Source organism: Streptomyces sp. GMY02, from assembly GCF_019056675.1.
GTDB classification, from domain to species: Bacteria; Actinomycetota; Actinomycetes; order Streptomycetales; family Streptomycetaceae; genus Streptomyces; species Streptomyces odonnellii.
In genome coordinates this window covers 3,204,614-3,230,612 of the sequence record NZ_CP077658.1, presented here as the reverse complement: position 1 = coordinate 3,230,612, position 25,999 = coordinate 3,204,614, and the positions used below count along the sequence as shown (strand labels likewise).

Below are 25,999 nucleotides of genomic sequence, written 5' to 3'. Positions count from 1 at the left end.
ACTGCTCCCCGCGCCGCACCCGGTGCGGTAGGGGGTACAGCCGATGTCGGCCGGCGCGAGCCGCTGCTGCTCGGGGTCAGGCACCACGGTCCCGGTTCCGCGCGGGCGGTCCGGGCGGCGCTGGACGCCGCGGAGCCACGGGTCGTCCTCATAGAAGGACCGCCCGAGGGGGACGCGCTGGTGGGGCTCGCCGGGGACGAGGCGATGCGGCCGCCCGTCGCGCTGCTGGCGCACGCGGTGGACGATCCGGGGCGGGCCGCGTTCTGGCCGCTGGCCGAGTTCTCGCCGGAGTGGGTCGCGATCCGCTGGGCGCTCGCTCATGCCGTACCGGTGCGGTTCATCGACCTGCCCGCGGCCAACTCCCTGGCACAGGCGGCCGAAGCCGAGGAGGCGGCCGAGAAGAAGAAGGCCGAAGAGAAGGCAGAACAGAAGGCAGAAGAGAGGGGCGAAGAAGAGGCGGACGGGCTGCGGATCGATCCCCTCGCCGTTCTCGCCGAGGCCGCCGGATACGACGATCCGGAGCGCTGGTGGGAGGACGTCGTCGAGCACCGCGGGCCCGGCCGTGCGGAGGATCCCCGCACGCCGTTCGAGGCCGTCGCCGAGGCCATGGGCGCGCTGCGCGAGGAGTACGGCGCGGGCGGACACCACCGGGATCTCGTCCGCGAGGCCCATATGCGTATCCAACTGCGCGCGGCCCGCAAGGAGTTCGGCGACGGAGGGGTGGCGGTCGTCTGCGGGGCCTGGCATGTGCCCGCGCTGACCGCGAAGACGACCCTCGCCGCGGACCGTGCCCTCCTGAAGGGGCTGCCCAAGGTCAAGGCCGAGTTGACGTGGGTGCCCTGGACCCACCGCAGGCTCGCCCGGCACAGCGGCTATGGCGCGGGCATCGACTCGCCGGGCTGGTACGGACATCTCTTCGCCGCGCCCGACCGCCCGGTGGAGCGATGGCTCACCAAGGTCGCGGGTCTGCTCCGGGAGGAGGACTGGACCGTCTCCTCGGCGCATGTCATCGAGGCGGTACGGCTCGCCGAGACCCTGGCCGCCATGCGCGGCCGTCCGCTGGCGGGTCTCGGGGAGACCATGGACGCGGTACGGGCCGTGATGTGCGAGGGATCGGACGTACCGCTCGAACTCGTCCGGGACCGGCTCGTTGTCGGCGATGTGCTCGGTGAGGTCCCGGACACCGCGCCCGCCGTGCCTCTGCAGCGCGATCTCACCCGGCTCCAGAAGTCCCTGCGGCTCAAGCCCGAGGCGCTGGAGCGTCAGGTGGACCTCGATCTGCGCAAGGAGACCGACACCGCGCGCAGCAGACTGCTGCACCGGCTGCGGCTGCTCGGCCTCGGCTGGGGCGAGCCCGCCGCCGGGCGCGGGAGCACCGGCACCTTCCGTGAGAGCTGGCGGCTGCACTGGGAGCCCGAGCTGTACGTACGGGTCGCGGAGGCCGGTGTATGGGGCACCACCGTGCTCTCCGCCGCCACCGCCAGGGCCGAGTCGGGGGCCGCGTCCGCGACGGCGCTCGCCGAGGTCACCGCGCTGGCCGAGCGCTGCCTGCTGGCCGAACTGCCCGATGCCCTGCCGCTGGTGATGCGGGCCCTCGCCGACCGCGCCGCCCTCGACACCGATGTCGCGCACCTCGCCCAGGCACTGCCCGCGCTCGCCCGTTCGCTGCGGTACGGAGACGTACGGTCCACCGGCACCGCGGCCCTCGGGGATGTGGCGGCCGGGCTCGCCGAGCGGATCTGCGTCGGCCTGCCGCCCGCCTGCGCCGGGCTCGACGCGGACGGCGCCGCCGGGATGCGCAAGCACCTCGACAGCGTGCACACGGCGATCGGCCTCCTCCCGGAGAACAACAGCCGCAGCCGGGGCGCCGATCCGGCCGGACGCTGGGCGGGCGTCCTGCGCACGCTCGCCGAGCGGGACACCGTGGCGGGGGAGATACGCGGGCGGGCCGCCCGGCTGCTCCTGGACGACGGGCGGCTCGCGGAGGACGACGCCGCACGGCTCATGGGGCTCGCCCTGTCACCCGGCACCCCGCCCACCGACGCCGCCGCCTGGATCGAGGGCTTCGTCGGCGGCGCCTCGGGCGGAGGCCTGCTGCTGGTCCACGACGAGCGCCTGCTCGGTCTCATGGACCGCTGGCTGACCGCGGTGTCGCCCGGCTCCTTCACCGATGTGCTCCCGCTGCTCCGCCGTACCTTCTCCGCGTACGAGCCGGGCGTCCGCCGGACGCTGGGCGAGCTGGTCCGGCGAGGGCCGGGCGCCGGGGAACTGGTGGAGCAGGAGGCGGCCGCACCCGGTTTTGGCCCCGGACTCGACGAGGCGCGCGCCGACGCCGTACTGCCGGTGCTCCATCTGCTCCTCGGCACCGCTCCGGAAACCGCACCAGCCCTGGATCACGCCCAGGCCCCCACGGAGGTGACCGAATGACCAACGCTACGGGCACGCCCCCCCATCACCGCAGGCACGACCGACCCGGACCCGACCACCGCGGAAACCACGGCTGACGCGCCGGCCCGCGGCTCCTCTGCCGACGAGCGCCTGCGCCGCTGGCGGATGGTGCTCGGCGGGGAGAGCGCCGACGGCACGGGGCACGCGCTCTCCGGCCGGGACGCGGCGATGGACGGCGCGCTGTCCGCTCTCTACGGCGCGGGCAAGGAGCGCGGCGGCGGCACCGACCGCTCCGCCGGGCTCGGCGCCTCCGCGCCCTCGGTCGCGCGCTGGCTCGGGGACATCCGTACGTACTTCCCCAGCTCCGTCGTCCAGGTCATGCAGCGCGACGCGATCGACCGGCTCGGTCTTGCCGCGCTGCTGCTCGAACCGGAGATGCTGGAGGCGGTCGAGGCCGACGTCCATCTCGTCGGCACCCTGCTCTCGCTCAACAAGGCGATGCCCGAGACCACCAGGGAGACCGCCCGCTCGGTGGTCCGCAAGGTGGTCCAGGACATCGAGAAGCGGCTGGCCACCCGTACGAGGGCGACCCTGTCCGGCGCGCTCGACCGGTCCGCGCGGATCAGCCGCCCGCGCCACCGGGACATCGACTGGGACCGTACGATCCGCGCCAACCTCAAGAACTACCTGCCCGAGCACGGCACGGTCGTCCCGGAGCGGCTGATCGGCTACGGCCGCGCGTCGCAGTCCGTGAAGAAGGAGGTCGTTCTCTGCATCGACCAGTCCGGGTCGATGGCCGCGTCCGTCGTCTACGCCTCGGTCTTCGGCGCGGTCCTCGCGTCGATGCGCTCCATCGCCACCCGGCTCGTCGTCTTCGACACGGCCGTCGTCGATCTCACCGACCAGCTCGACGACCCCGTCGACGTCCTCTTCGGCACCCAGCTCGGCGGCGGCACCGACATCAACCGCGCACTCGCCTACTGTCAGTCACGGATCACCCGGCCCGCCGACACCGTGGTCGTCCTGATCAGCGATCTCTACGAGGGCGGGATACGGGACGGGATGCTCAAGCGGGTCGCGGCCATGAAGGCCTCGGGCGTCCAGTTCGTGGCGCTGCTCGCGCTGTCCGACGAGGGGGCTCCGGCGTACGACAGGGAGCACGCGGCGGCCCTCGCGGCCCTGGGCGCACCGGCGTTCGCGTGTACGCCGGACCTCTTCCCGGAGGTGATGGCGGCGGCGATCGAGAAGCGCCCGATACCCGTGCCGGACGGTGATCTGCCGGGTACGCCACTCATGTGACAGGTATCACCGCTCAGGCGTGATCTGCGATTTAGGGAGCCATGGCCCACGGGGATAACCTGCAAGACGGACATGCCGCGTACCGGACAGCGAGTACGCCTCCCTCTGTGACGGCGCAGTCACGTTGCCCTTCGCGGCACGCCCACGCAGACAACGAACCCGCGATCACCAGGCTGCGGTTAAAAGACACAAGGGACGGACACGCGTGGACCTGTTCGAGTACCAGGCGAGGGACCTCTTCGCCAAGCACGGTGTACCGGTGCTGGCCGGTGAAGTCATCACGACGCCTGAGGCGGCCCGCGAGGTGACCGAGCGTCTCGGCGGCAAGGCCGTTGTCAAGGCGCAGGTCAAGGTGGGCGGCCGGGGCAAGGCCGGCGGTGTGAAGCTGGCCGCCGACCCGGCGGAGGCCGTCGAGAAGGCCGGCCAGATTCTGGGCATGGACATCAAGGGCCACACGGTCCACCAGGTGATGCTGGCCGAGACCGCCGACATCGCGGAGGAGTACTACGTCTCCTTCCTGCTCGACCGCACCAACCGCACCTTCCTGGCCATGGCCTCCGTCGAGGGCGGCGTGGAGATCGAGGTCGTCGCGGAGGAGAACCCCGACGCGCTCGCGAAGATCCCCGTCGACGCCAACGAGGGCTGCACCCCCGAGAAGGCCGCCGAGATCGTCGCCGCCGCGAAGTTCCCGGCCGAGATCGCGGACCAGGTCGCCGAGGTCCTGCAGAAGCTGTGGACCGTCTTCATCGCCGAGGACGCGCTCCTCGTCGAGGTCAACCCGCTGATCAAGTCCGGTGACGGCAAGATCATCGCGCTGGACGGCAAGGTCTCGCTCGACGAGAACGCCGACTTCCGCCAGCCCGGGCACGAGGCCCTGGAGGACAAGGCCGCGGCCAACCCCCTGGAAGCCGCCGCCAAGGCCAAGAACCTCAACTACGTCAAGCTCGACGGCGAGGTCGGCATCATCGGCAACGGCGCGGGTCTGGTCATGTCGACCCTGGATGTCGTCGCGTACGCCGGTGAGGCCCACAACGGTGTGAAGCCCGCCAACTTCCTGGACATCGGCGGCGGCGCCTCCGCCGAGGTCATGGCGAACGGGCTGGAGATCATCCTCGGCGACCCGGACGTCAAGTCCGTGTTCGTCAATGTCTTCGGTGGCATCACCGCGTGCGACGAGGTCGCCAACGGCATCGTCCAGGCCCTGGAGCTGCTCAAGTCCAAGGGCGAGGACGTCACGAAGCCGCTGGTCGTGCGACTCGACGGCAACAACGCGGAGCTGGGTCGCAAGATCCTCTCCGACGCCGACCACCCGCTCGTGCAGCGCGTGGACACGATGGACGGCGCCGCCGACAAGGCCGCCGAGCTGGCCGCGGCACGCTGACTTTCACGCGTCTCCGACACGACACAGAACGAGGGACTCCAACCCCATGGCTATCTTCCTCACCAAGGAAAGCAAGGTCATCGTCCAGGGGATGACCGGTGCCACCGGCATGAAGCACACCAAGCTCATGCTCGCGGACGGCACCAACATCGTCGGCGGTGTGAACCCCCGCAAGGCAGGCACGTCCGTCGACTTCGACGGCACCTCCGTACCCGTCTTCGGCACCGTGGCCGAGGCCATCGAGAAGACCGGCGCCGATGTGTCCGTTCTCTTCGTGCCGCCGGCCTTCGCCAAGGCCGCGGTCATCGAGGCGATCGACGCCGAGATCGGCCTGGCCGTGGTGATCACCGAGGGCATCGCGGTGCATGACTCCGCCGCCTTCTGGGCGTACGCCAGCAGCAAGGGCAACAAGACGCGCATCATCGGTCCGAACTGTCCCGGACTGATCACCCCCGGCCAGTCCAACGCCGGCATCATCCCGGGCGACATCACCAAGCCCGGCCGTATCGGTCTGGTCTCCAAGTCCGGCACGCTGACGTACCAGATGATGTACGAGCTGCGCGACATCGGTTTCTCGTCGGCCGTCGGCATCGGTGGCGACCCGGTCATCGGTACGACGCACATCGACGCGCTCGCCGCGTTCGAGGCCGACCCGGACACCGATCTGATCGTGATGATCGGCGAGATCGGCGGCGACGCCGAGGAGCGTGCGGCCGACTTCATCGCCAAGAACGTGACCAAGCCGGTCGTCGGCTATGTCGCGGGCTTCACCGCGCCCGAGGGCAAGACCATGGGCCACGCCGGCGCCATTGTCTCCGGCTCCTCCGGTACGGCCCAGGCGAAGAAGGAGGCCCTGGAGGCCGCGGGTGTGAAGGTCGGCAAGACGCCGACCGAGACGGCCGGGCTGGCGCGCGCCATTCTGGCCGGCTGACCTCCGTATCCCCGCCGCCGTCTCCGTACGGCACTACGCGCGTGGGCCCGCACCTCGGTCAGGGGTGCGGGCCCACGCGCGTCGCCGCCGAGTCGCACAGCGATCGCAGGCCGGTCGTGCGTGATCAGAACGGCCAGAACGCGATCAGAGTGCGATGGGTGCGCGATCGGAGCGCGGTCAGAACGCCTCCGGTACGAGCCGCGGTGGCCCGTTCATCGGCTCGCCGCGGAGTTTGTCGCGCAGCTTCCGGTCCTCCTTGGACAGCCGCTCCGGGCCGCTGGGCACCGGTACGTCGCCGATCTGCTCGCCCGGGGCGAGCGGCGGTTCGTACCGCGACGGAGCGGTGGCCAGGGTGAAGCTCGTCGCTCCCACGATCAGCGCGGTGAAGGCGATGGCCGTCCGGGTCCAGAACCTGGCCCGGCGCTCGCAGCCCGTCCGCACGGAGCGGGGCGGAGCGACCGCCGACGGGGTCACCGCACGGGTCAGGGCGCTCAGGGTCTCGTTCAGCAGCGCGATCTCGGCGAATTCGGGCACTCTCGCGGCGACCGCCTCGCGGGCGTGTGTCAGCCGGCTCGCGGTGGCCGGGGTGCTCGCCTCGATCTCGGCCGCGGTGTCCGGCAGATCGAGGCCGAGACCGTCGTAGAGCAGCAGGGCGCGGCGGTACGACGGAGGCAGGGCCAGCAACGCCTCGCGGAGCGCCAGCCCGCCCTCGGGGTCCCCTTCACCGGGCACCGGCCGGGGCCGCTTGCGGTTGCGGCGGTGCATCCGGTGCCATGGCGACAGGGCGTACTCATGGGCCGCGGCCCGGATCCAGCCCGCCGGGTCCCGGTCGACGGCGACCTCGGGCCAGCGCTGCCAGGCGAGCCGGAAGGCCCGCTCGACGGACTCCTGGGAGAGGGCACGTCGTCCGGTCAGTAGATATGCCTGGCAGACGAGGGCGGGGGCGTGGGTCGCGTACAGGGCGTCGAAGGCCTGGTCGGCGGTGCGCGGCCCGTTGTCCGGCGTGTCGGCGGCGGTGTCCGTGGTGTCCGTGGTGCCCGTGTCCGCTGCGGGGCCGGCCCCGGCAGGAGCGGGCGCGGGTGCGTAAGAAGAGGCGGGAGCGGGAGCCGGCGCTGGGGCGGCGGTGGCCCAGGGCGGCGGGGTCCGCGCGGGTGTCCGGGGCACCACGGGCGCCTTGGCCGTCGCCCGGTCGCGGGAGGGATCGAGTGACGGACCGACGGTCGGCCAGGGCGACCGCGAGCCCGGCGAAGCCGGCGCCGACGGCGATGCCTGCGGTGGTCCGGCCCTTCGGCGGACCTGGGGCGCGGACGCCGCCGAGCCCGCTGAAGGCGCCGACGCCGCCGAAGAGGCCGACGACGACGCCGACGATGTGGCTGACGTGTTCCGCTGCCGTGCGGCCGAGCGTTCCATGGCCGCCCTGCGCGCCGCCCGTTCGGTCTGTGCTTCCTTCTCCCGCAGTTCCGCGCCGAGGGCGGCCAGCAGCTTCGCGTAGATCTCCGCCTTGCGCCCGCGCGGAGTCGTACGGCCGGCCTCCCAGGAACGGATCGTCGCCCGTGACACCCCCACCGCCGTCGCGACCTGCTTCTCGGTCATCGACTTCGACTCCCGCAGTCTGCGGCGCTCCTTGGGCGGAGGCAGCGGCGGGACGCTGGAGGAGCCGTCCGCGGTGCTCTGCGTGGTGTTCTGCGTCATGAGGGACTCCCCGCAGCACGGGTCTGGGGCGAAAAGCACATAAGGCTATATTGGGCGACACGTCGAACATCCGCCTGTTGCATGGATCAAGCGTGTGTCGTGGGCAGCATGGCGATGTGACCCAATTGACCGATCGCAGCGCGCCGTTGTCCTCGGCCTCGGCGGTGGAGCGCGGCAGGGCGGCCGCCCTGACTGTTTCGTTCGTCCGTGGAGCCGTCGCCGCGGGCGTCGGGCTCGGCGTGTTCGCCGTGCTGGTGCTGGCGATGTGGATCATTTCGCCGTACCCCGACAGCGGTGCCGGCGGTGCCCTGCGGGCCGCGGCGGCGCTGTGGCTGCTGGCCCATGGCACCGATCTGCTGCGCGCGGACACCCTCTCCGGCGATCCCGCGCCGCTCGGCGTGACCCCGCTGCTTCTGATGGCGCTGCCGCTCTGGCTGGTCCACCGGACGTCCAGGGACGCCCTCGAACCGGACGAGGGGCGGCCTCCGTTGACCGTGCCGAGTGTCGTCGCCACGCTGACCGGAGGTTATCTGCTGGTCGGCGCGGCGGCGGTCCTCCTTGTCGCGGGCACCACCCTGAGCGCGCGCCCGGTGTGCGCGGCGCTCACCCTGCCCGTGGTGACGGTCGTGGCCGCGGCGGCCGGGGCATGGCGGGCGCGTGGCCGTCCGCGCGGTCCCCTGCCGGACTGGCTGCCGGGAGCGGTACGGGGCGGACTCGGCCGGATCGCCGGAACGCCCGGGGTGCGGCGCGGGACGGTTCTCGCGCTGCGGGCCGGCGCCGGGTCGCTCCTGGTGCTGCTGGGCGGCGGCGCGCTGCTGGTGGGGATCTGGCTCGCATGGCACGGGGCGGGGGCGTACGGCTCGTTCCTGCGGCTCGCCGTGGACTGGCCGGGGCGGTTCGCGCTGCTGCTGTTGGGACTGGCGCTGGTGCCGAACGCCGCGGTGTGGGGCGCCGCGTACGGACTGGGGCCGGGCTTCGCGCTGGGTACGGGCGTGACGCTCACCCCGCTCGGGGCGACGGGCCGTGACGTGTCGTCGGCCTTCGCGCCGTTCGCCGCCCCGCCCGGCGGGGCGGGGCCGGGGCTGAACTGGGCCGTGGCGGCGGTGCCGGTGGCGGCGGCGGTGGCGCTGGCCTGGTTCACCGTACGGGTGGCCGCGCCGCCGTACACCACGAAGGACGAGGCCTGGGGAGCGCGGCCGACGGCGCTGACCGCGGCGCTCGGCGGGGTGGTGTGCGGGGTGCTGGCGGCGGTGCTGGCGGCGGTGTCGGGCGGGCCGATGGGCACCGGGAAACTGACGGTCCTAGGGCCGGTGTGGTGGCTGACGGGCGCGGCGGCGCTGGTGTGGACGGTGGGCCTTGGCGTACCGGCGGCGCTGCTGCTACGGGCCCGGCGGCTGCGGGACAGGGCCGTACGGGAAGCGGAGGAAGAGGCCGCGGAGCCCGCCGAGATGGCGGAGGCGCGGCAGAGTTTCTGGCGGCGGCCGGCGCTGCGGCTCGGGCCGGGGGCCGTATCCGCGTCGTCGGGGAAGACGGCCGGCGGCCTGGACCTGCTGGTCGCCGACGCCGAAGCGGCCCGGCGTGAGAGGGAGCGGGAGGCGGATGCCGGTGAACCGTCGTTCGAGCCCTATGACTTCCTGCCCGACAAGGCCTGGCACGAGCGGGGTGCGCGGCGGACGCGATGGGCGGCGGTCAAGCAGGCGTCGGGCGGGCTGATGGCCGACTTCCCTGACACGGCAAAGCGGTCGGGGCCGCTCCCGGTGAAGAAGAGGAGCGGCCCCGGCGGTTCGGACACGGACTCCGGCGCGGTTCCGGGCGGCGGTCCTGGCGCCACGTCCTGACGGCGCTGGTCCTTGTTCATTACTCGACGTTCACTACTTACTCGGCGTTCATGACGTGACATTCATTCCTTGACGCCGAAGACCGGGACGAGCGAGCGCGGCAGTTCGTCGTTGCAGGAGAGCTGGCCCGTCTTGGTCAGGGCGTCGTTGAGGCAGGTGTAGTAGTCGCGGTAGACGAGCTGCACGGTGAAGGTCGCCGCCACGATCGCCAGCGCGATCCCGGCCGTCACCAGCCCGCTGACCGCCGCCGTGGTCTGCTGCCTGTTCGACGCGGACGACGCGGACGGGAAGGGCGCCCCGGCCGTGTGCCCCGGGGCCGGGGCGGGCTGTGCCGCCGTACCGGCCGTCGCAGTGGGAGTGCCGGCCGTGTTACGGGAGGCCGCACCGGTGAGTGCGGGGTTCTGCCGGCCGTCCCGGCCGTCGCGGGACGATCCGTCGGCCGGCTTGTTCCGCAGGGCACTGGCGCCCCAGTACAGCGCCAGCGAACCGAGCAGCAGCGCGATCTCGGGGAAGTCGAAGAGCGCGAAGAAGAAGGCCCACATGCCGCCGAGCAGTGCGTAGCGGGCGCGGCGCTGGATCGGATCCGTCGGGTCCCAGCGCAGTCCGCCGCCACGGCCGCCCTCGGGGCCGTCCTGGCCGCCGTCCCGGCCGTTCTGCCCGTCCCGGCCTCCGGGGCGGCTGCCGAAGCCGTCGGGGGAGCGGCCCGGCTGGCGGCTGCTCCACTGGCTGCCCCAGCCGCTCCGGTCGGAGCCGGACCCGCCGTCGCCCGGTCCGCCTTCGGGACGGCGGGGGCGCCACGGCTGGTCGGGCCTGCCCTCGGGCGGCGGGGCGAAGGGGTTGTCGTCGGAGGGGCTGCCCGGTCCCGGGGAACCGGCCGGGCTGCCGGGGCCGCCGGAGCCGGACGAGCCGGAGGACCCGCCTGATCCCGTCGTACCCGAGCCCGCGCCCGTACCGGAAGCCGGGCCCGTACCCGCGCCCGCACCCGTACCGGAACCGCCGGCAGGGCCGCCGGCCGCAGCCCGGTCCTGCTCGGAGTCCGCGGATCCGGAAGCGCCCGGAGAGCCCGACGGTCCCGGGGTCCCCGACGGCCCGGTGGAAGAGGACTGGCGTTCCCGCGGCAGCAGCACCGGCCCGGCGGGCGGCGGGAGGTGGGGTGCCGTGCGGCGGCGTCGGTCCTGCATCTGGTGAACGTCTTCCCCTCAGACCCGTGGATTGCGGGGGTCTTGTCGCGAATGGCCCGCCCCGGAGACGGAAACCCTGTCCCCAGACGCTACCTCCCGGCTACGCCCCCGTCCCGTGGGGGCCGCTCGGTGTGCCGGTATCGTTGCTGACGGTCGGCTCCTTCGTAGAGTTCCCCGTAAGGGCGAATGTGATTCGTTCGTAGGACCCCACAAAGCCCCGCGGCCTTGTCGCAGCGCCGACCACACAGCCGACCACCTGACGCCGCACGACCCCGCGAGGCTGTGCTCGCTCCCAGAAAGGCGCCCGCCGTGGCCTCCCCGCCCCCCGCCTCCGCATCTCAGCCCGCCGCCTCCCCGCCGTTCGTCTTCCGGCCCGCCGCGCCGGGTCCGGCGCGGATCGTGGTCCTGGTCTCCGGATCCGGTACGAACCTTCAGGCCCTGCTCGACGCCATCGGCGACGACCCGGCGGCGTTCGGGGCGCGGATCGTCGCGGTCGGCGCGGACCGCGCGGGCATCGCGGGTCTGGAGCGCGCCGAGCGGGCCGGGCTGCCCACCTTCGTCCGGAGGGTGAAGGACTACGGTTCGCGCGACGAGTGGGACGTGGCGCTGGCCGAGGCGACCGCCGCGTACGCACCGGATCTGGTGGTCTCGGCCGGCTTCATGAAGATCGTGGGGAAGGAGTTCCTGGCGCGCTTCGGCGGCCGGGTCGTCAACACGCATCCCGCCCTGCTCCCCAGTTTTCCCGGTGCCCATGGCGTACGTGACGCGCTCGCGTACGGCGCGAAGGTCACCGGCTGCACCGTCCACTTCGTCGACGACGGTGTCGACACCGGCCCGATCATCGCGCAGGGCGTGGTCGAGGTGCGGGACGAGGACGTGGAAGACGCTCTCCATGAGCGCATCAAGGAAATCGAGCGACGCCTGCTCGTCGAGGTCGTGGGGCGTCTGGCCCGACACGGCTACCGCATTGAGGGACGAAAGGTAACCATCCAGTGACCGCCGAAGGTACGAATCGGCCGACGCACGAGCCCACGACCGACGACCGCGCTCAGCAGACGGCTCCGGCGGACTCGGGGGCCCGCCCCCTCCGCAGGGCGCTGATCAGCGTCTACGACAAGACGGGTCTGGAAGAGCTGGCCCTCGGGCTGCACGAGGCGGGCGTCGCGCTCGTCTCGACCGGCTCCACCGCGGCGAGGATCGCCGCCGCCGGGGTTCCGGTCACCAAGGTCGAGGAGCTGACCGGCTTCCCCGAGTGCCTGGACGGCCGGGTCAAGACGCTGCACCCGCGCGTGCACGCCGGGATCCTCGCCGACCTCCGGCTCGACACGCACCGCGCGCAGCTCGCCGAGCTGGACATCGAGCCGTTCGACCTGGTCGTCGTGAACCTCTATCCGTTCCGCGAGACCGTCGCCTCGGGCGCCAGTGCCGACGAGTGCGTCGAGCAGATCGACATCGGCGGGCCCTCGATGGTCCGTGCCGCCGCCAAGAACCACCCGTCGGTGGCGGTCGTCACCAGCCCCGAGCGGTACGCGGACGTCCTCGGCGCCGTACGGAACGGCGGGTTCGACCTGAACACCCGCAGGCGGCTGGCGGCGGAGGCCTTCCAGCACACCGCCGCGTACGACGTGGCCGTGGCGTCCTGGTTCGCGGACGACTACGCCGCCGCCGACGACTCGGGCTTCCCGGACTTCCTGGGTGCCACGTACACCCGGAAGAACGTGCTCCGTTACGGCGAGAACCCGCACCAGCCCGCCGCGCTCTACACCAGCGCCGAAGGCGGCCTGGCCGAGGCCGAGCAGCTCCACGGCAAGGAGATGTCGTACAACAACTACACGGACACGGACGCCGCGCGCCGTGCCGCGTACGACCACGCCGAGCCCTGTGTCGCGATCATCAAGCACGCCAATCCGTGCGGGATCGCGGTCGGCGCCGATGTGGCGGAGGCGCACCGCAAGGCGCACGCGTGCGACCCGCTGTCCGCGTTCGGCGGCGTGATCGCGGTGAACCGGCCGGTGTCGGTCGTGATGGCCGAGCAGGTCGCGGAGATCTTCACCGAGGTGATCGTCGCGCCGGAGTACGAGGACGGCGCCGTCGAGGTGCTCGCCCGCAAGAAGAACATCCGGGTGCTGCGGTGCCCCGCGGCCCCGGCCGGGACGGTCGAGGTCAAGCCCGTCGACGGCGGGGCGCTGCTCCAGGTCACCGACCGGCTTCAGGCCGACGGCGACGACCCGGCGAACTGGACCCTCGCGAGCGGCGAGGCGCTGTCCGGGGAGGAACTGGCGGAGCTGGCCTTCGCCTGGCGGGCCTGCCGCGCGGTCAAGTCCAACGCGATCCTGCTCGCCAAGGGCGGCGCCTCGGTGGGCGTCGGCATGGGGCAGGTCAACCGCGTCGACTCCGCGAAGCTCGCGGTGGAGCGCGCGGGGGAGGAGCGCGCGCGGGGGGCGTACGCGGCGTCCGACGCGTTCTTCCCGTTCCCCGACGGGCTGGAGATCCTGCTGGAGGCGGGCGTCAAGGCGGTGGTGCAGCCGGGCGGTTCGGTCCGTGACGAGCAGGTCGTCGAGGCGGCGCGCAAGGCGGGCGCGACGATGTACTTCACGGGGACGCGGCACTTCTTCCACTGATTCCGCCGGCCAGGGTTCGCCGGCCAGGATTCCGGTGAGCACCGGTTCCGCCGATCAACGGCTCCACCGACGCCGAAGGCCGTGACACCCGCTCCAGGAGAGCGGAGGTCACGGCCTTCGGCCGTGCGGACCGGCAGCCGGTCGGCAGCGGTGCCGTGTGCAGCGGTGCCGTCAGTAGCGGGGCCGCTGGAACCAGGCCGCGCCGTCCGACTTCGCGACGAACACGATGATCAGGATGCCCAGCGCCACGGTGACGATGCCCAGCGGCAGCGAGAGGATCCCGCCCAGCGTGGCGAACGAGCCGTAGACGATCGCGCAGACGCGGGTGGCGTTGCCGCCCGTCTTCATCTTCAGCGCCAGCAGGATCGAGAGCGCGGCGAAGATCAGCGTCACCACGGCGATGAACCCGACGATGCCCTTGCCCAAGTCGGCGAAGGTCTCGGCCTCGGCGCTGGTGGCGCCGGAGTTGCTGACCGCGTCGTCGATGGCGCCCATCGCCGCGAAGGTCAGCAGTCCGCTGATGATCTGGAAGCCCGAGATGACCCACAGCATCACCCGGGCCGCCTTGACGCCGCCCGGCATCTCCATCTGGCCGCCGGGCGCGCCCGGGTAGCCGCCGTACGGCTGGACCGGCGGGGCCTGCGGATAGCCGTAACCGGGCTGCTGGCCCGGCTGGCCCTGGGGATATCCATAGCCTGGCTGACCGGGCTGCTGCCCCTGCTGGCCGTAGGGGTTGTTGGGATCGCCGAAGCTCATGGCGGGGTTCCTCCGTTGGTGACGCTGGGGACGTACGGCCCAAGCGGGAGGAACTTCTCAGGACTGAGCGGACTGCCCCCCGACGCCGGCCGCGTACTGCGCGGCCATCGTGTTATCAACGTTCTATTTTGTCCAGTCACTTTGCGTGGGCGTTGTGCAAGTGCAACCTCCTGTCCGGCTTGCGCGCCTGTGACGCGGGCCACCGGGCGGACTCGAATTGGTACCGGAGCCGGGTCATCCGCGAGGATGGAGTCATGACCGCCCAGATTCTCGATGGCAAGGCCACCGCAGCCGCGATCAAGTCCGATCTGACCGCCCGCGTGGCGGCCCTCAAGGAGCGGGGCATCACGCCCGGCCTGGGGACCCTGCTGGTCGGCGACGACCCCGGCAGCCGGTGGTACGTGAACGGAAAGCACCGCGACTGCGCGCAGGTCGGCATCGCCTCGATCCAGCGCGAACTCCCGGACACGGCCTCCCAGGAGGAGATCGAGTCGGTGGTCGCGGAGCTGAACGCCAACCCCGAGTGCACCGGTTACATCGTGCAACTGCCCCTGCCCAAGGGCATCGACACCAACCGGGTCCTGGAACTGATGGACCCCGCCAAGGACGCGGACGGGCTGCACCCGATGAGCCTGGGGCGGCTGGTCCTGAACGAGACGGGCCCGCTGCCCTGCACTCCGTACGGCATCATCCAGCTCCTGCGGCACCACGGTGTCGAGATCGCGGGCGCGCATGTGGTGGTCGTGGGGCGCGGCATCACCGTCGGCCGGTCGATCCCGCTGCTGCTGACGCGTAAGTCCGAGAACGCGACGGTGACGCAGTGCCACACCGGCACCCGCGATCTGTCGGCGCAGCTCCGGCAGGCGGACATCATCGTGGCGGCGGCGGGGGTGCCGCACATCATCAAGCCCGAGGACGTGAAGCCGGGCGCGGCGGTGCTGGACGTGGGCGTGAGCCGTGACGAGAACGGCAAGATCGTCGGGGATGTGCACCCGGGGGTGGCGGAGGTCGCCGGCTGGATCTCGCCCAACCCGGGCGGAGTCGGGCCGATGACCCGGGCGCAGCTCCTGGTCAATGTGGTCGAGGCGGCCGAACGCGCCGCCGCCGACGCGGGCTGAACCGTACGGTGACGCGGAAGGGAGCGGCCATGGGCACGGGTACGGACAGGAGTACGGGCGACGCTGCCCGGCCGAAGCGCGCGGCGCAGGAGCGTACGGCGGCCGGGGCGCCGGAGCCGGCGGAGGCTGTGGTGAGTGGGGCGACGCCGGGCGAGACCGCCGGGGCGGCGGCTCCGGCCGTGAAGGCGCCGGACACGGGCGAGACGGTGGTACCGGTGGCGACGCCGGCCGGCACGGACTCGGACCCGGACTCCGCGAAGGGCGGCGGTGATGCCGTGACCGACGCCGTCACCGATGAGCCCGCGCAGGAGGAGGCGGCGGCCCCGGCGGCGGTGGCTACGGAAGCCGCGCGTGACGAGGCTGCTGTCGCGGTGGTGACGGAAGCCGCGCATGACGAGGCCCCTGCCGTGGCCGCCACGGAAGCCACGCACGAGGCGGCCCCGGCGGCGGTTGTGACGGAAGTCGCGCGCGACGAAGCCGCTGTCGCGGTAGCGGCGGAAGCCACGCACGACGAGGTCCCTGTCGCGGTCGCGGCGGCCGTCCCGGTCAATGGCACTCAGGGGCACGACAAGGCGCCCGCCGCCACGGCCGTGGTCGCGCCCGCCGACTCCGCCGAGGTCAGTCCGCGCTTCTCGGCGGTCACCCGGGACACCGCGCGCCCCGAGGGCGGTGGCCGGGCCGCCCCGGGCGACGCCTCCGCGCCCGCCCGTCAGTGGCCGCTGCTCAGCGTGCTCGGGACGATCGGCCTCGGGCTGCTGATCGTCGGCCTGCACCCGTTCGCCGAGGCGTTCCGGATCGGCACGATCCTCATCGGCCTCGCCCTGATCGGCGGCGCGCTGCTGCGCCGTGTGATGCCCTCCGTCGGCATGCTCGCCGTACGCTCGCGCTTCACCGACATGGCCACGTACGGCCTGCTGGGCATCGCGATCGTGATGCTCTCGCTCATGACGCAGCCCAAGCCGTGGCTGGAGATCCCGTTCCTGGAGGACGTGGTCCACTCCACCGTGCCGTAGCTCCACCGTCCCGTAAGGCGTGGCGATGGCCCGTACTCTCCCCCGAGGAGTACGGGCCATCCTCCCCCGTCCCGCAGGCTCGGCCCGAAGGCGGCGCGGGGTGGACCGCGCCGCCCGGTGTGCACCACAGACTGTTCCGCGTCAGATCGGCCGGCCGCCAGGGTCGCCCGCCGATCCGGGCGGTTGTGGGACGCGTACGGCGCGGACCTGCGGGGACGGCGCGTCCCGTGGGACGGCGTGGGACGGCGGGCCGTCCCACGAGGCCGGTCACCGTGGTGTGCGGCCTGTCCTGAACGCGGCGGACCGCGGTTCGGCCCCGGAACTCTGTGTTCAGCGGTCGCCGTCCCGGGGAGAACCGGGCTGAAGTGTTGGAGCGACCCCATAGCGCATGAGGTGGACATGCCGCGTTGGAAAGAGCTTCCGTCGGGACTTCCGGAAAGGGAACGGCAACTTCTCGTCCAGTTGAGGCGGTTGAAGGACCGTTCCGGCTTCGGTCTGGCAGCCCTGTCGGTGAAGACGAGCTACAGCCGCTCCTCCTGGGAGCGGTATCTGAACGGCAAACAGCCGGTGCCCCGGGCGGCGGTGGAGGAGCTGGCGCGGGTGTGCGGCGCGGATCCGACGCCGCTGCTCGTACTGCATGAGCTGGTCCATGAGGCGGTTGCGGAACGACCGCCGGCGGACCGGTCCGCGCAGGCATTACCGGCGGAGGCGTTATCGGCAGACCGGTCCGCGGAGGCCTTACCGGCTCAGGATGTCTCGGCGCCCCCGCCGCCCGATGACGAACCGGCGCCCACGTCCTCGCCCGCGTCACCCCGGCGCCTCGTCCCGCTGCGCTACGCGCTCGCCGGGGCCCTCCTCGCCGTGGCCGTGGGCTTCGGCGGGGGCACACTGCTGGCCACGGACGGGCAGGACACGGCGGCTCCGGCCGTACAGACGTATGGCCCCGGCCGTACGTACGACTGCGCCGCCCACCGCAAGGACGGCCTCGCCCACGCCGGGCACAGTCTCACCATCGACGCCCTGATCGACATCAACGGCAATGGGCGCGATGTTGTCGAGGCGCAGTGCCTGCTGCGGCAGCACGGGTTCGACCCGGGGGTGGTCGACGGGCTGTACGGTCCGGCCAGCAAGGAGGCCGTACGGAAGTTCCAGGCCGCGCGCCGGCTGGTCGAGGACGGCATCGTCGGTCCCGACACCTGGGCGGAGTTACGGCGGTGAGCGCGGCCGGCGCGGCGTCGTCGGGGGCCGCGGAGGGGGAGCGGCTGGCGGCCGAGCTGCGGGTGCTGCGGGAGCGTACGGGGCTGAGCCTGGTGGCGCTGGCCGAGCGCACGCCGTACAGCAAGTCCTCCTGGCAGCGGTATCTCAACGGCACGCAGCCACTGCCGAGACCGGCGGTCGAGACGCTCTGCGCACTGGCGGACGAGCCCGCCGGGCGGCTGCTGATGCTCTGGGAACTGGCCGACGCGAGCTGGAGCGGCCGGGCGGAGACGGCGGCGGCGACAGGAGCCGCGACGGGGGCCGCCGACGGCGCGGGTACGGGAGCGGGCACGGGCACGGGTTCGCAGTCGCGGGCCGGGGCGGCCGTGTCCGTACGGCTCCCCGCCGCCGGCCCCGTACAACAGCCGCCCCCGGCAAGGCCGTTCTTCCGTGAGCGCCGCTTCGGTCTGACGCTCGCCGCCGCCGCGGTGGTGGCGCTCGCGGCGGTACTCGCCGGAGCCGGGCTGTCCGGGGACGGCGGCGGGGACGACCGCCGGCAGGACGCCGCGGACGCGACCTGGATCCAGGCCTCGCCCAGGATGCCGGGGTGCACGGGCGCGGCCTGCGAGGGCCGGAACCCTTCGGTCATGGGCTGTGGCGCCCACGGGATGGTCACCACCGTCAACTCCCTGACCACGGCGGGCGGTCAGCGGCTGGAGCTGCGGTACGGGAAGCACTGCCGCGCGATCTGGGCACGGGCGAGCCGGCTGCGCCCCGGGGACCGGGTCGTCCTGACCGTACCCGGCGCGAAAACGGCCCGGTTGACCGCGACACAGCAGGACGTCGGGCGGTATGTCTCGACTCCGATGACCGGGGCGGGCCTGCTGGCGGACGCACGGGTGTGCCTGCGGCCGGGCGACGGCGGAAGCGAGGAGTGCTTCGGGAAGCGGTGAACGGCGTCCGTCCTCTCCCCCGAGGGAGGACGGGCGCCGCCCACGCACATCAGGCTCATGGACGCCGTGAACGGGTTCAAGGGTTGCCTGTTGCCTGATGCACGGAGGTGACCATTCCGGCATGGTGTGATCGGCGCGCAACGGATGCGAGACTTGAAGCACCGTTCGGCAGTGGGGGCGTGCGGGGGGAGCGCGATACTGCGTCCAATGCCTCTGTGCGCCGCCGGATCAGGAACTGGCATCCTGGGCCCGCGCATCCCTCTGGATAGCCGGGCGGGCCGGGGGACGGCGGCACGGGGCGGGCACATTCAGGCACGTGCGGGGGGACAAGGGGAAGGCTAATGCCTCGTTGGAAGGCGCTACCGGAGGAACTCGATCCGGAAGTCAAGGAGTTCGCGAGCCAGCTCCGCAGGCTCGTGGACCGCAGCGGTCTGAGCATCGCGGCGGTGGCCGACCGCACGGGCTACAGCAGAACGTCCTGGGAGCGCTATCTGAACGGCCGCCTGCTGGCCCCCAAGGGCGCGATCGTCGCGCTGGCGGACGTCACGGGCACGAACCCGACCCACCTCACGACGATGTGGGAACTGGCGGAACGCGCGTGGAGCCGCGCGGAGATGCGCCACGACATGACGATGGAAGCGATACGCATCGCGCAGGCGCGGGAGGCGCTGGCCGCGACGGGGGAGACTCCGGCGGTGGGCGGGCCCGGGGGACGCGGCGCGCCCGGACGGCCGGGTGGCAGCGGCACTGGCGGTGCCGGCGGCACCGGCGGGCCCGGTGGCGTCGGCGCGCCCGCGCGGACCGGAGGCCCGGGGCGATCCGGCAGGCCGGGTGACCCGGCCGGGTCTGCGGGACCCGGCGGGTCGTGGCGGGCCAGGGAACAAGGTGACTCCGGGTGGGTCGCTGGCCCGGGCAGGTCCGCGGTTTCTGACGGTTCCGCAGGACCCGGCCGGACCGGTGCTCCTGGCGGACCCGGGGGCTGGGCCGCTCGCCCCAACGGGCCCGTCGGCGGGTCCATGGGATACGGGGGGGCCTCGTGGTGACGGGGCCACCATGGACCTCGGCCGGGGGCGGGGCGGGGCCGGCGTCCCGGCCGGGCCCGGCGCGCGACCTGGGCCCGCGCCCGGGCCCGCGCCCCGGCGGCCGCGGCGGAGAGCGATTGTCTTCGCGGGCGCCGTCGTCGGCGCGCTGCTGGTGATCGTGGGTGCGGTGCTGCTTGTCGACATCGGCGGGGACGGCGAGGCGGCGCCCGCCGCCAAGTCCCCTTCCCCCTCGCCGTCTTCCAGCAGCCCCGTCCTGCCCGCCGGGGTGAAGTGCGCCGGTGACGACTGTTCGGGGCAGGACCCCGAGGCGATGGGGTGCGGCGGGACCTTCGCCAAGACCGTTTCCAGCGTCACGGTCGGTACGGCGCTGATCGAGGTGCGCCACAGCCCGACCTGCGGGGCGGCGTGGGCCCGGATCACGCAGGCGGCCGTCGGCGACGAGGTACGGATCACGCCGAGCGAGGGCACGGCGGAGGCCGCGGCGGTGGAGGCGGCGGCGGTCAACGCGTACACGTCGATGGTGGCGGTTCCGGCCGGGGTGACCACGCAGGCGTGCGCGACCCTGACCACGGGCGAAACGGGCTGCACCCCGGCGCAGTAACACGCCCGGCCCGGCGCCGGGCTTTGTCCTCAATCGCCGGACGGGCTTGATTGTTCGGCCTTCGGCCGAGCGCGTCCTCAATCGCCGGACTGCTGGAATCGCGCACCCGGCGCATGGGCGCGGACTCGGTGCCGCCCGGCGAAATCAAGCCCGTCCGGCGATTGAGGACGGACCGGCCCCGCACGGACGCGGTGATCCATGCGTACGCCCCGCAGCCGGTGCCGCCCGGCAAGAACAAGCCCGTTCGGCGATTGAGGACGGAAACGCCCTGCCCGGTGCCGGGCGCCCCTCCGCCGGAGCCCGGACCCACCGTCGGATAGCCTGGCCGTTGGATGTCTCTTCACGTCAAGATTCGCTGCGGAGATGTCCCGCACCAGGGGCAGGAACCCCCACCGCCAGCGTCTTACGGAGATCACCATGAGCCGTACTCCCGTGAATGTCACCGTCACCGGCGCGGCCGGCCAGATCGGCTACGCGTTGCTCTTCCGCATCGCCTCCGGCCAGCTCCTCGGCGCGGACGTGCCGGTCAAGCTGCGTCTCCTGGAGATCCCGCAGGGGCTCAAGGCGGCGGAGGGCACCGCGATGGAGCTGGACGACTGCGCGTTCCCGCTGCTCAGGGGCATTGAGATCACCGACGACCCGAACACCGCCTTCGACGGCGCCAGCGTCGCCCTGCTCGTCGGCGCCCGCCCCCGTACCAAGGGCATGGAGCGCGGCGATCTGCTCTCCGCCAACGGCGGCATCTTCAAGCCCCAGGGCAAGGCCATCAACGACCACGCCGCGGACGACATCCGGGTCCTCGTCGTCGGCAACCCGGCCAACACCAACGCGCTGATCGCCCAGGCCGCCGCCCCCGACGTACCGGCCGAGCGCTTCACCGCGATGACCCGCCTCGACCACAACCGCGCCATCTCGCAGCTCGCCGCGAAGACCGGTGCCGCCGTCTCCGACATCAAGCGGCTGACGATCTGGGGCAACCACTCCGCCACGCAGTACCCGGACATCTTCCACGCGGAGATCGCCGGCAAGAACGCCGCGGAGACCGTCAACGACGAGACCTGGCTGGCCGACACGTTCATCCCGACCGTCGCCAAGCGCGGCGCCGCGATCATCGAGGCCCGGGGCGCGTCCTCGGCCGCCTCCGCCGCCAACGCCGCCGTCGACCACATCCACACCTGGGTCAACGGCACCGCCGAGGGCGACTGGACCTCCATGGGCATCCCGTCGGACGGTTCGTACGGTGTCCCGGAGGGCCTGATCTCGTCGTTCCCGGTCACCGCCAAGGACGGCGCGTACGAGATCGTCCAGGGCCTGGAGATCAATGAGTTCTCGCGCACCCGTATCGACGCCTCCGTACAGGAGCTCCAGGAGGAGCGCGACGCGGTCCGCGCCCTCGGCCTGATCTGACCCTCCGCCGAACCAGGACCGGCCGGGCCAGGACCCGCCGGACCAGGACCGGCCGGACCAGCACGGAAAACGCCCCCGGCACACGAGCACGGTGCCGGGGGCGTTCCTTCACAGCGGTGGCAGGCCGGCGGGCCGGTGCCGGCGGGTCAGTGCGCGAACTGCCCCGGCGTGTAGTGGCCGGGCACCAGCCGCGCCGACACCCCGAACCGGTTCCAGGCGTTGATCACCGTGATCGCGGCGATCAGATGCGCCAGCTCGGTCTCGTCGAAGTGCGCCGCGGCCTTCTCGTACACCTCGTCCGGTACGAACCCGTCGGTCAGCACCGTGACCGCCTCGGTCAGCTCGATCGCCGCCAGCTCCTTCTCCGTGTAGAAGTGCTTCGACTCCTCCCACGCGCTGAGCTGGATGATCCGTTCCGTCGACTCGCCGGCCGCCAGCGCGTCCTTGGTGTGCATGTCGAGGCAGAACGCGCAGTGGTTGAGCTGGGAGGCACGGATCTTGACCAGTTCGAGCAGGGTCGGTTCGACGCCCTGCCGGGCCGCCGCGTCCAGCCGGACCATGGCCTTGTAGACCTCGGGGGCCAGCTTGGCCATGTCGAGGCGGGGAGAGTGCTCGGGGGCGTAGGTCTTCGTCTCGTTCACGGATCGCGTCGTCATACGTACGACGCTACGCGCCCGGTGGCACAGGCGTATGGTCCATTTCCATGACGGATTCATGGGCCAATTCGCCTCGCCCGGCGGACCCGCCAGAGTCACCGGAACCGGCGGAACCGCCGGAATCGGCAGAGTCGGCAGAGTCGGCCAAGCCAGCAGGACCCGCGGAACCGGCAGGACCCGCGGAACCGCCAGGACCCGCGGAGCCGACTCCGGACAGCGGCCTCGGCACCGACCTCCACCTGGAGCTTCGTGCCTCCGCGCTCAGCGGACCCGCACCCCACGGCCCCGGTCTGCGCGCCGGTCTCATGGACGCCCTGCGCGAAGCCGTCCGTACGGGCAGGCTCGCCCCCGGCACCCGGCTGCCGTCCTCCCGCTCGCTCGCCGCCGACCTGGGCGTCGCCCGTAACACCGTGGCCGACGCGTACGCCGAACTGGTCGCCGAGGGATGGCTCACCGCCCGGCAGGGCTCCGGCACACGGGTGGCCCCGCGGTCCGAGCCGCGCAGGCCCGCGCCCGCGCCGCCCCGGACCCGGCCGACCCACCGGCGGCCCGCCTACAGCCTGCTGCCCGGCCTGCCCGATCTCGCCGCCTTCCCGCGTGCGGGTTGGCTCGCCGCCGCCCGCCGCGCGCTGACGGCCGCGCCGCACGAGGCGTTCGGGCTCGGCGATCCCCTCGGCCGGATCGAGCTCCGTACCGTGCTCGCCGACTATCTGGCCCGGGCCCGTGGTGTGTACGCGGCGCCCGAGCGGATCGTCGTCTGCTCCGGCTTCGTCCACGGGCTGATGCTGACGGCACAGGTGCTTGCCGCACGGCGGGTCCGGGCCGTGGCCGTCGAGTCGTACGGTCTCGACTTCCACTGGTCCGTACTGACCAGGGCGGGCCTCCGGACCCCCGCGCTCCCGCTGGACGCGCTCGGCACCCGTACGGAAGAGCTGGCCGAGGTGCCCGGCGCCGGCGCGGTCCTGCTGACCGCGGCGCACCAGTTCCCCATGGGCATGGCGCTCCACCCCGACCGGCGCGCCGCGGCGGTCGACTGGGCGCGCGGTACGGGCGGGATCGTCCTGGAGGACGACTACGACGGGGAGTTCCGCTACGACCGGCAGCCCGTGGGGGCGCTCCAGGGACTCGATCCCGAGCGGGTGGTGTACCTCGGCACGGCCGGCAAGTCCCTGGCGCCCGGACTGCGGATGGGATGGATGGTGCTGCCCGAGGAACTGGTGGGGGAGGTACGGAACGCCAAGGGCCGCCAGGACTGGGCGTCGAGCACGCTGGACCAGCTCACGCTCGCGGAGTTCATCGCCTCGGGCGCGTACGACCGCCATGTCCGCTCCATGCGGCTGCACTACCGGCGCCGCCGCGACCAGCTCGTGGCGGCGGTGACCGAGCGGGCGCCGGGGATCCGGGTGACCGGGATCGCGGCCGGGCTGCACGCCGTCATCGAACTCCCGCCGGGCACCGAGCGGTCCGTCGTCGAGGCGGCGGCCCGGCAGGGGCTGGCGGTGTACGGGATGAGCCGCTTCCGGCATCCGTCGGTGCCGCGTGACCGGGACGCGCTGGTCGTCGGGTACGCCACGCCGCCGGACAGCGCGTGGACGGGCGCGCTGGAGGCGCTGTGCCGGGCGCTTCCGTAGCCGTCCCGAACTCCTGAACTCTTCTGGACTGTTCTGAACCGTTCTGCGCCGTCCTGCGCGGCGGGAGCGAGGTCGACAGCCCCCGGGCCCCGGAATTAGGCTGATCGATACGGCATCGCGTGTCGGTCACCGTCCGGGTGAGGCATGGAGGTGCCCGTGAGATTGCCTTACGGAGGCATTCCACAGTGTCGATCCAGTTGAACCACACCATCGTTCATGCCCGGGACAACCGGGAATCCGCCGAATTCCTGGCCCATGTCCTCGACCTTCCGGTCGGAGCCGAGTGGGGCCCGTTCATCCCCGTCGAGCTGAGCAACGGCGTCACCCTGGACTTCGCGTCCATACCGTCCGAGTCGATCGTCCCGCAGCACTACGCGTTCCTGGTGAGCGAGGCCGACTTCGACGGGATCTTCCGGCGGATCCAGGACCGGGGCGTCACCTTCTACGCCGATCCGCACCGCCGGCACCCCGGCGAGATCAACCACAACGACGGCGGGCGCGGCGTGTACTTCATGGACCCGGTGGGCCACGCCATGGAAGCGATCACCCGCCCGTACGGCGGCGGCGAAAGCTAGTGCCGGAGGGGCGGCAATAGACCCTGAGGGGGCGGGGGTTTCTCCGCCCCCTTACGCTTGCTGGCGCGGAAGCGGTACGTCAACGGGGGAGGGCGGCGCATGACTGCGACGCGGCGGAGGCTGAGATCGAGCACGGTCGTGCTCGGCGGCATGGGAATCCTGGCGCTCACGATCACGTCCTGTGGCTCGGAGCCGGACAAGCGGTGCGCCGACCGGGCGACCGGGAAGACCCTGCCGAGTTCCCAGTGCAGGAGCGGCGGCAGCGGCTCGTACTACTACGGCGGATCCAGCAAGCAGGGCAAGGTCCAGGGCGGCAGCTTCGACAAGTCCGCCGTCGACCGCGGCGGTTTCGGCTGTTCGAACTCCGGCTCGGGCGGCGGCTGACCGGCGTCGGCGCCCGTCAGAAGCCCTGGTGACCCCCAGATGAAACGTCACTGCATCGACCCCCGTCCCGGCTGGCAGCAGATCGTCGAGGAACAGGGCGTCGTCTATCCGCTCACCCGCTGTCCGGACGGCTCGCTGCGTCCGTACTGGGACGAGAGCGCCTATTACTCCTTCACCCTGCCCGAGGTGGAGGCCCTGGAAGAGGCCGTCGAGGAACTGCACGCCCTCTGTCTGGGCGCCGCCGCGCACATTGTCGAGCAGAATCGTTTCGCCGATCTGGGGATCACCGACCCCGGACTCGCGGCCCTGGTCGCCGAGTCCTGGCGGCGCCGCGCCGAACTGCCGTCCATCTACGGCCGGTTCGATCTGCGGTACGACGGCACGGGCCCGGCGAAGATGCTGGAGTACAACGCCGACACCCCCACCTCACTGGTCGAGGCCGCGAGCGCGCAGTGGTTCTGGATGGAGGAACGGTTCCCCGACGGCGATCAGTGGAACTCCCTCCACGAACGGCTCGTCGCCGCCTGGAAACGGCAGTCCGCGCTGCTCCCGCCGGGACCCGTCCACTTCGTCCACTCCGACGCGGACGAGCTGGGCGAGGACCTGATGACCGTCGCGTATCTGCGGGAGACCGCCGAGCAGGCGGGCCTCGCGACCGAGGCGCTCTCCGTCGAGGAGATCGGCTGGGACCGGCTCTCCGGCCGTTTCGTCGACGAGCGGCTGCGCTTCATACGGAGCTGCTTCAAGCTCTATCCGTGGGAGTGGCTGGCCACCGACCGGTTCGGACCGTACGTACGGGACACCCTCGACAACGGCGGCGGCACCGGCACCACCTGCTGGATCGAGCCCGCCTGGAAGATGCTCCTGTCCAACAAGGCGCTGCTCGCGATCCTCTGGGAACTCCACCCCGGGCACCCGAACCTCCTCCCCGCGTATCTCGACGGCCCCCGCGAACTCGCCGAGGCCCGCGGTTATGTCGCCAAGCCGCTGCTGGGCCGCGAGGGCGCGGGAGTGACCGTCCATGAGCCCGGCGATGCGCCGGTGGTACGGGACGAGGCCTGCTGCTACCAGGAGCTGGCCCCGCTGCCGGACTTCGACGGCAACCATGTGGTGCTCGGCGCGTGGGTCGTCGAGGACGGGGCGGCGGGGCTGGGCATCCGGGAGTCGGCGGGCCTGGTCACGGACGAGTACGCGCGCTTCCTCCCGCACGTCATCCTCTGAGCCCGGCCGCTTGGTCCCCGCCCACCGGCCCACGGCCGGTCGGCCCACAGCCCACCGGACCCGCCGGCCAGCCTCAGCCCAAGGGCCCTCAGCCCACCGGCCCCCCGCCCACC

The 25,999-nt window shown here is 72.5% G+C and carries 22 protein-coding genes; 18 read left to right on the top strand and 4 right to left on the bottom strand.

Translation table 11 applies throughout. The annotated features are described in order from the left end of the window. Positions 1-63: 63 nt before the first annotated feature. From KQY30_RS13490 to sucD, 4 genes are all read left to right on the top strand, one after another. Entirely contained in the window at positions 64-2,427 is a 2,364-nt protein-coding gene (locus KQY30_RS13490) for a DUF5682 family protein (protein ID WP_217311036.1), read from the top strand. Positions 2,428-2,553: 126 nt separating this feature from the next. Next, on the top strand, positions 2,554-3,687 hold the full coding sequence (locus tag KQY30_RS13485) for a VWA domain-containing protein (RefSeq protein WP_217307040.1): 1,134 nt from the start codon (positions 2,554-2,556) through the stop codon (positions 3,685-3,687). 205 nt (positions 3,688-3,892) lie between these two features. Further along, positions 3,893-5,068, top strand: a complete 1,176-nt coding sequence (sucC, locus tag KQY30_RS13480) for an ADP-forming succinate--CoA ligase subunit beta (RefSeq protein ID WP_217307039.1) — start codon at positions 3,893-3,895, stop codon at positions 5,066-5,068. Positions 5,069-5,114: 46 nt separating this feature from the next. Next, complete coding sequence (gene sucD, locus KQY30_RS13475; protein ID WP_046500959.1) at positions 5,115-5,999, top strand: succinate--CoA ligase subunit alpha; 885 nt, start codon at positions 5,115-5,117, stop codon at positions 5,997-5,999. Between the two features lie 177 nt (positions 6,000-6,176). Here the strand turns inward: sucD and KQY30_RS13470 are convergent, their stop codons facing one another. Further along, a complete protein-coding gene (locus tag KQY30_RS13470) occupies positions 6,177-7,691 on the bottom strand; it encodes a transcriptional regulator (protein WP_217307038.1) in 1,515 nt (504 codons plus the stop codon). 116 nt (positions 7,692-7,807) lie between these two features. Here KQY30_RS13470 and KQY30_RS13465 point away from each other — a divergent pair, with 116 nt between their 5' ends. Then, positions 7,808-9,529 carry a DUF6350 family protein gene (locus KQY30_RS13465; RefSeq protein ID WP_254407113.1) on the top strand — a complete coding sequence of 574 codons (1,722 nt, stop codon included), beginning with the start codon at positions 7,808-7,810 and terminating at the stop codon, positions 9,527-9,529. Between the two features lie 62 nt (positions 9,530-9,591). On the opposite strand, the gene KQY30_RS13460 is transcribed toward KQY30_RS13465, so the two are convergent. After that, entirely contained in the window at positions 9,592-10,710 is a 1,119-nt protein-coding gene (locus tag KQY30_RS13460; protein ID WP_217307037.1) for a hypothetical protein, read from the bottom strand. A 396-nt stretch (positions 10,711-11,106) separates the two neighbouring features. Here KQY30_RS13460 and purN point away from each other — a divergent pair, with 396 nt between their 5' ends. Together purN and purH are read left to right on the top strand one after the other, a co-directional pair. Next, positions 11,107-11,706, top strand: a complete 600-nt coding sequence (purN, locus tag KQY30_RS13455; RefSeq protein ID WP_217311034.1) for a phosphoribosylglycinamide formyltransferase — start codon at positions 11,107-11,109, stop codon at positions 11,704-11,706. Further along, entirely contained in the window at positions 11,703-13,331 is a 1,629-nt protein-coding gene (gene purH / locus KQY30_RS13450; protein WP_217307036.1) for a bifunctional phosphoribosylaminoimidazolecarboxamide formyltransferase/IMP cyclohydrolase, read from the top strand. Before purN ends, purH begins: the two co-directional genes overlap by 4 nt. A 171-nt stretch (positions 13,332-13,502) precedes the next feature. On the opposite strand, the gene KQY30_RS13445 is transcribed toward purH, so the two are convergent. After that, on the bottom strand, positions 13,503-14,087 hold the full coding sequence (locus KQY30_RS13445; RefSeq protein WP_217307035.1) for a hypothetical protein: 585 nt from the start codon (positions 14,085-14,087) through the stop codon (positions 13,503-13,505). Positions 14,088-14,341: 254 nt separating this feature from the next. On the opposite strand from KQY30_RS13445, the gene KQY30_RS13440 reads away from it, so the two are divergent. The 7 genes from KQY30_RS13440 to KQY30_RS13415 all read left to right on the top strand — a co-directional run bounded on the left by KQY30_RS13440 (position 14,342) and on the right by KQY30_RS13415 (position 21,419). Further along, a complete protein-coding gene (locus KQY30_RS13440) occupies positions 14,342-15,205 on the top strand; it encodes a bifunctional methylenetetrahydrofolate dehydrogenase/methenyltetrahydrofolate cyclohydrolase (RefSeq protein ID WP_217307034.1) in 864 nt (287 codons plus the stop codon). 29 nt (positions 15,206-15,234) lie between these two features. Beyond that, positions 15,235-16,218 (top strand): DUF3017 domain-containing protein, encoded by a 984-nt coding sequence (locus tag KQY30_RS13435; protein ID WP_254407112.1) that lies wholly within the window; start codon positions 15,235-15,237, stop codon positions 16,216-16,218. A 399-nt stretch (positions 16,219-16,617) separates the two neighbouring features. Beyond that, positions 16,618-17,436: a peptidoglycan-binding protein gene (locus KQY30_RS13430; RefSeq protein ID WP_217307033.1), complete on the top strand. Its 819-nt coding sequence runs from the start codon at positions 16,618-16,620 to the stop codon at positions 17,434-17,436. Then, entirely contained in the window at positions 17,433-18,368 is a 936-nt protein-coding gene (locus tag KQY30_RS13425; RefSeq protein WP_217307032.1) for an XRE family transcriptional regulator, read from the top strand. The genes KQY30_RS13430 and KQY30_RS13425 overlap by 4 nt, the downstream gene beginning before the upstream one ends. 341 nt (positions 18,369-18,709) lie before the next feature. Next, positions 18,710-19,411 carry a helix-turn-helix transcriptional regulator gene (locus KQY30_RS36395; RefSeq protein ID WP_254407110.1) on the top strand — a complete coding sequence of 234 codons (702 nt, stop codon included), beginning with the start codon at positions 18,710-18,712 and terminating at the stop codon, positions 19,409-19,411. 10 nt (positions 19,412-19,421) lie between these two features. Beyond that, positions 19,422-20,012: a DUF2690 domain-containing protein gene (locus KQY30_RS36390; protein WP_254407109.1), complete on the top strand. Its 591-nt coding sequence runs from the start codon at positions 19,422-19,424 to the stop codon at positions 20,010-20,012. 417 nt (positions 20,013-20,429) lie between these two features. Then, on the top strand, positions 20,430-21,419 hold the full coding sequence (locus KQY30_RS13415; RefSeq protein WP_217307031.1) for a malate dehydrogenase: 990 nt from the start codon (positions 20,430-20,432) through the stop codon (positions 21,417-21,419). A gap of 146 nt (positions 21,420-21,565) precedes the next feature. Here KQY30_RS13415 and KQY30_RS13410 read toward each other — a convergent pair whose 3' ends face one another. Beyond that, positions 21,566-22,075, bottom strand: a complete 510-nt coding sequence (locus KQY30_RS13410; RefSeq protein ID WP_046507782.1) for a carboxymuconolactone decarboxylase family protein — start codon at positions 22,073-22,075, stop codon at positions 21,566-21,568. A gap of 305 nt (positions 22,076-22,380) precedes the next feature. Here KQY30_RS13410 and KQY30_RS13405 point away from each other — a divergent pair, with 305 nt between their 5' ends. The 4 genes from KQY30_RS13405 to KQY30_RS13390 all read left to right on the top strand — a co-directional run bounded on the left by KQY30_RS13405 (position 22,381) and on the right by KQY30_RS13390 (position 25,886). Next, complete coding sequence (locus KQY30_RS13405; protein WP_217311032.1) at positions 22,381-23,706, top strand: PLP-dependent aminotransferase family protein; 1,326 nt, start codon at positions 22,381-22,383, stop codon at positions 23,704-23,706. 185 nt (positions 23,707-23,891) lie between these two features. Next, entirely contained in the window at positions 23,892-24,281 is a 390-nt protein-coding gene (locus tag KQY30_RS13400; protein WP_217307030.1) for a VOC family protein, read from the top strand. 99 nt (positions 24,282-24,380) lie between these two features. After that, on the top strand, positions 24,381-24,665 hold the full coding sequence (locus KQY30_RS13395; RefSeq protein ID WP_217307029.1) for a hypothetical protein: 285 nt from the start codon (positions 24,381-24,383) through the stop codon (positions 24,663-24,665). A gap of 39 nt (positions 24,666-24,704) precedes the next feature. Further along, positions 24,705-25,886 carry a glutathionylspermidine synthase family protein gene (locus tag KQY30_RS13390; RefSeq protein WP_217307028.1) on the top strand — a complete coding sequence of 394 codons (1,182 nt, stop codon included), beginning with the start codon at positions 24,705-24,707 and terminating at the stop codon, positions 25,884-25,886. Positions 25,887-25,999 lie beyond the last annotated feature (113 nt).

Excerpts from the sequence above, each read along its gene's own strand:
- KQY30_RS13485 (WP_217307040.1), top strand. The coding sequence starts at position 2,554 with ATGGTGCTCGGCGGGGAGAGCGCCGACGGCACGGGGCACGCGCTCTCC.
- sucD (WP_046500959.1), top strand. The coding sequence starts at position 5,115 with ATGGCTATCTTCCTCACCAAGGAAAGCAAGGTCATCGTCCAGGGGATG.
- KQY30_RS13470 (WP_217307038.1), bottom strand. The coding sequence starts at position 7,691 with ATGACGCAGAACACCACGCAGAGCACCGCGGACGGCTCCTCCAGCGTC.
- KQY30_RS13460 (WP_217307037.1), bottom strand. The coding sequence starts at position 10,710 with ATGCAGGACCGACGCCGCCGCACGGCACCCCACCTCCCGCCGCCCGCC.
- KQY30_RS13445 (WP_217307035.1), bottom strand. The coding sequence starts at position 14,087 with ATGAGCTTCGGCGATCCCAACAACCCCTACGGCCAGCAGGGGCAGCAG.
- KQY30_RS13440 (WP_217307034.1), top strand. The coding sequence starts at position 14,342 with ATGACCGCCCAGATTCTCGATGGCAAGGCCACCGCAGCCGCGATCAAG.
- KQY30_RS13435 (WP_254407112.1), top strand. The coding sequence starts at position 15,235 with ATGGGCACGGGTACGGACAGGAGTACGGGCGACGCTGCCCGGCCGAAG.
- KQY30_RS13430 (WP_217307033.1), top strand. The coding sequence starts at position 16,618 with ATGCCGCGTTGGAAAGAGCTTCCGTCGGGACTTCCGGAAAGGGAACGG.
- KQY30_RS36395 (WP_254407110.1), top strand. The coding sequence starts at position 18,710 with ATGCCTCGTTGGAAGGCGCTACCGGAGGAACTCGATCCGGAAGTCAAG.
- KQY30_RS36390 (WP_254407109.1), top strand. The coding sequence starts at position 19,422 with ATGGACCTCGGCCGGGGGCGGGGCGGGGCCGGCGTCCCGGCCGGGCCC.
- KQY30_RS13415 (WP_217307031.1), top strand. The coding sequence starts at position 20,430 with ATGAGCCGTACTCCCGTGAATGTCACCGTCACCGGCGCGGCCGGCCAG.
- KQY30_RS13410 (WP_046507782.1), bottom strand. The coding sequence starts at position 22,075 with ATGACGACGCGATCCGTGAACGAGACGAAGACCTACGCCCCCGAGCAC.
- KQY30_RS13405 (WP_217311032.1), top strand. The coding sequence starts at position 22,381 with ATGGACGCCCTGCGCGAAGCCGTCCGTACGGGCAGGCTCGCCCCCGGC.
- KQY30_RS13395 (WP_217307029.1), top strand. The coding sequence starts at position 24,381 with ATGACTGCGACGCGGCGGAGGCTGAGATCGAGCACGGTCGTGCTCGGC.
- KQY30_RS13390 (WP_217307028.1), top strand. The coding sequence starts at position 24,705 with ATGAAACGTCACTGCATCGACCCCCGTCCCGGCTGGCAGCAGATCGTC.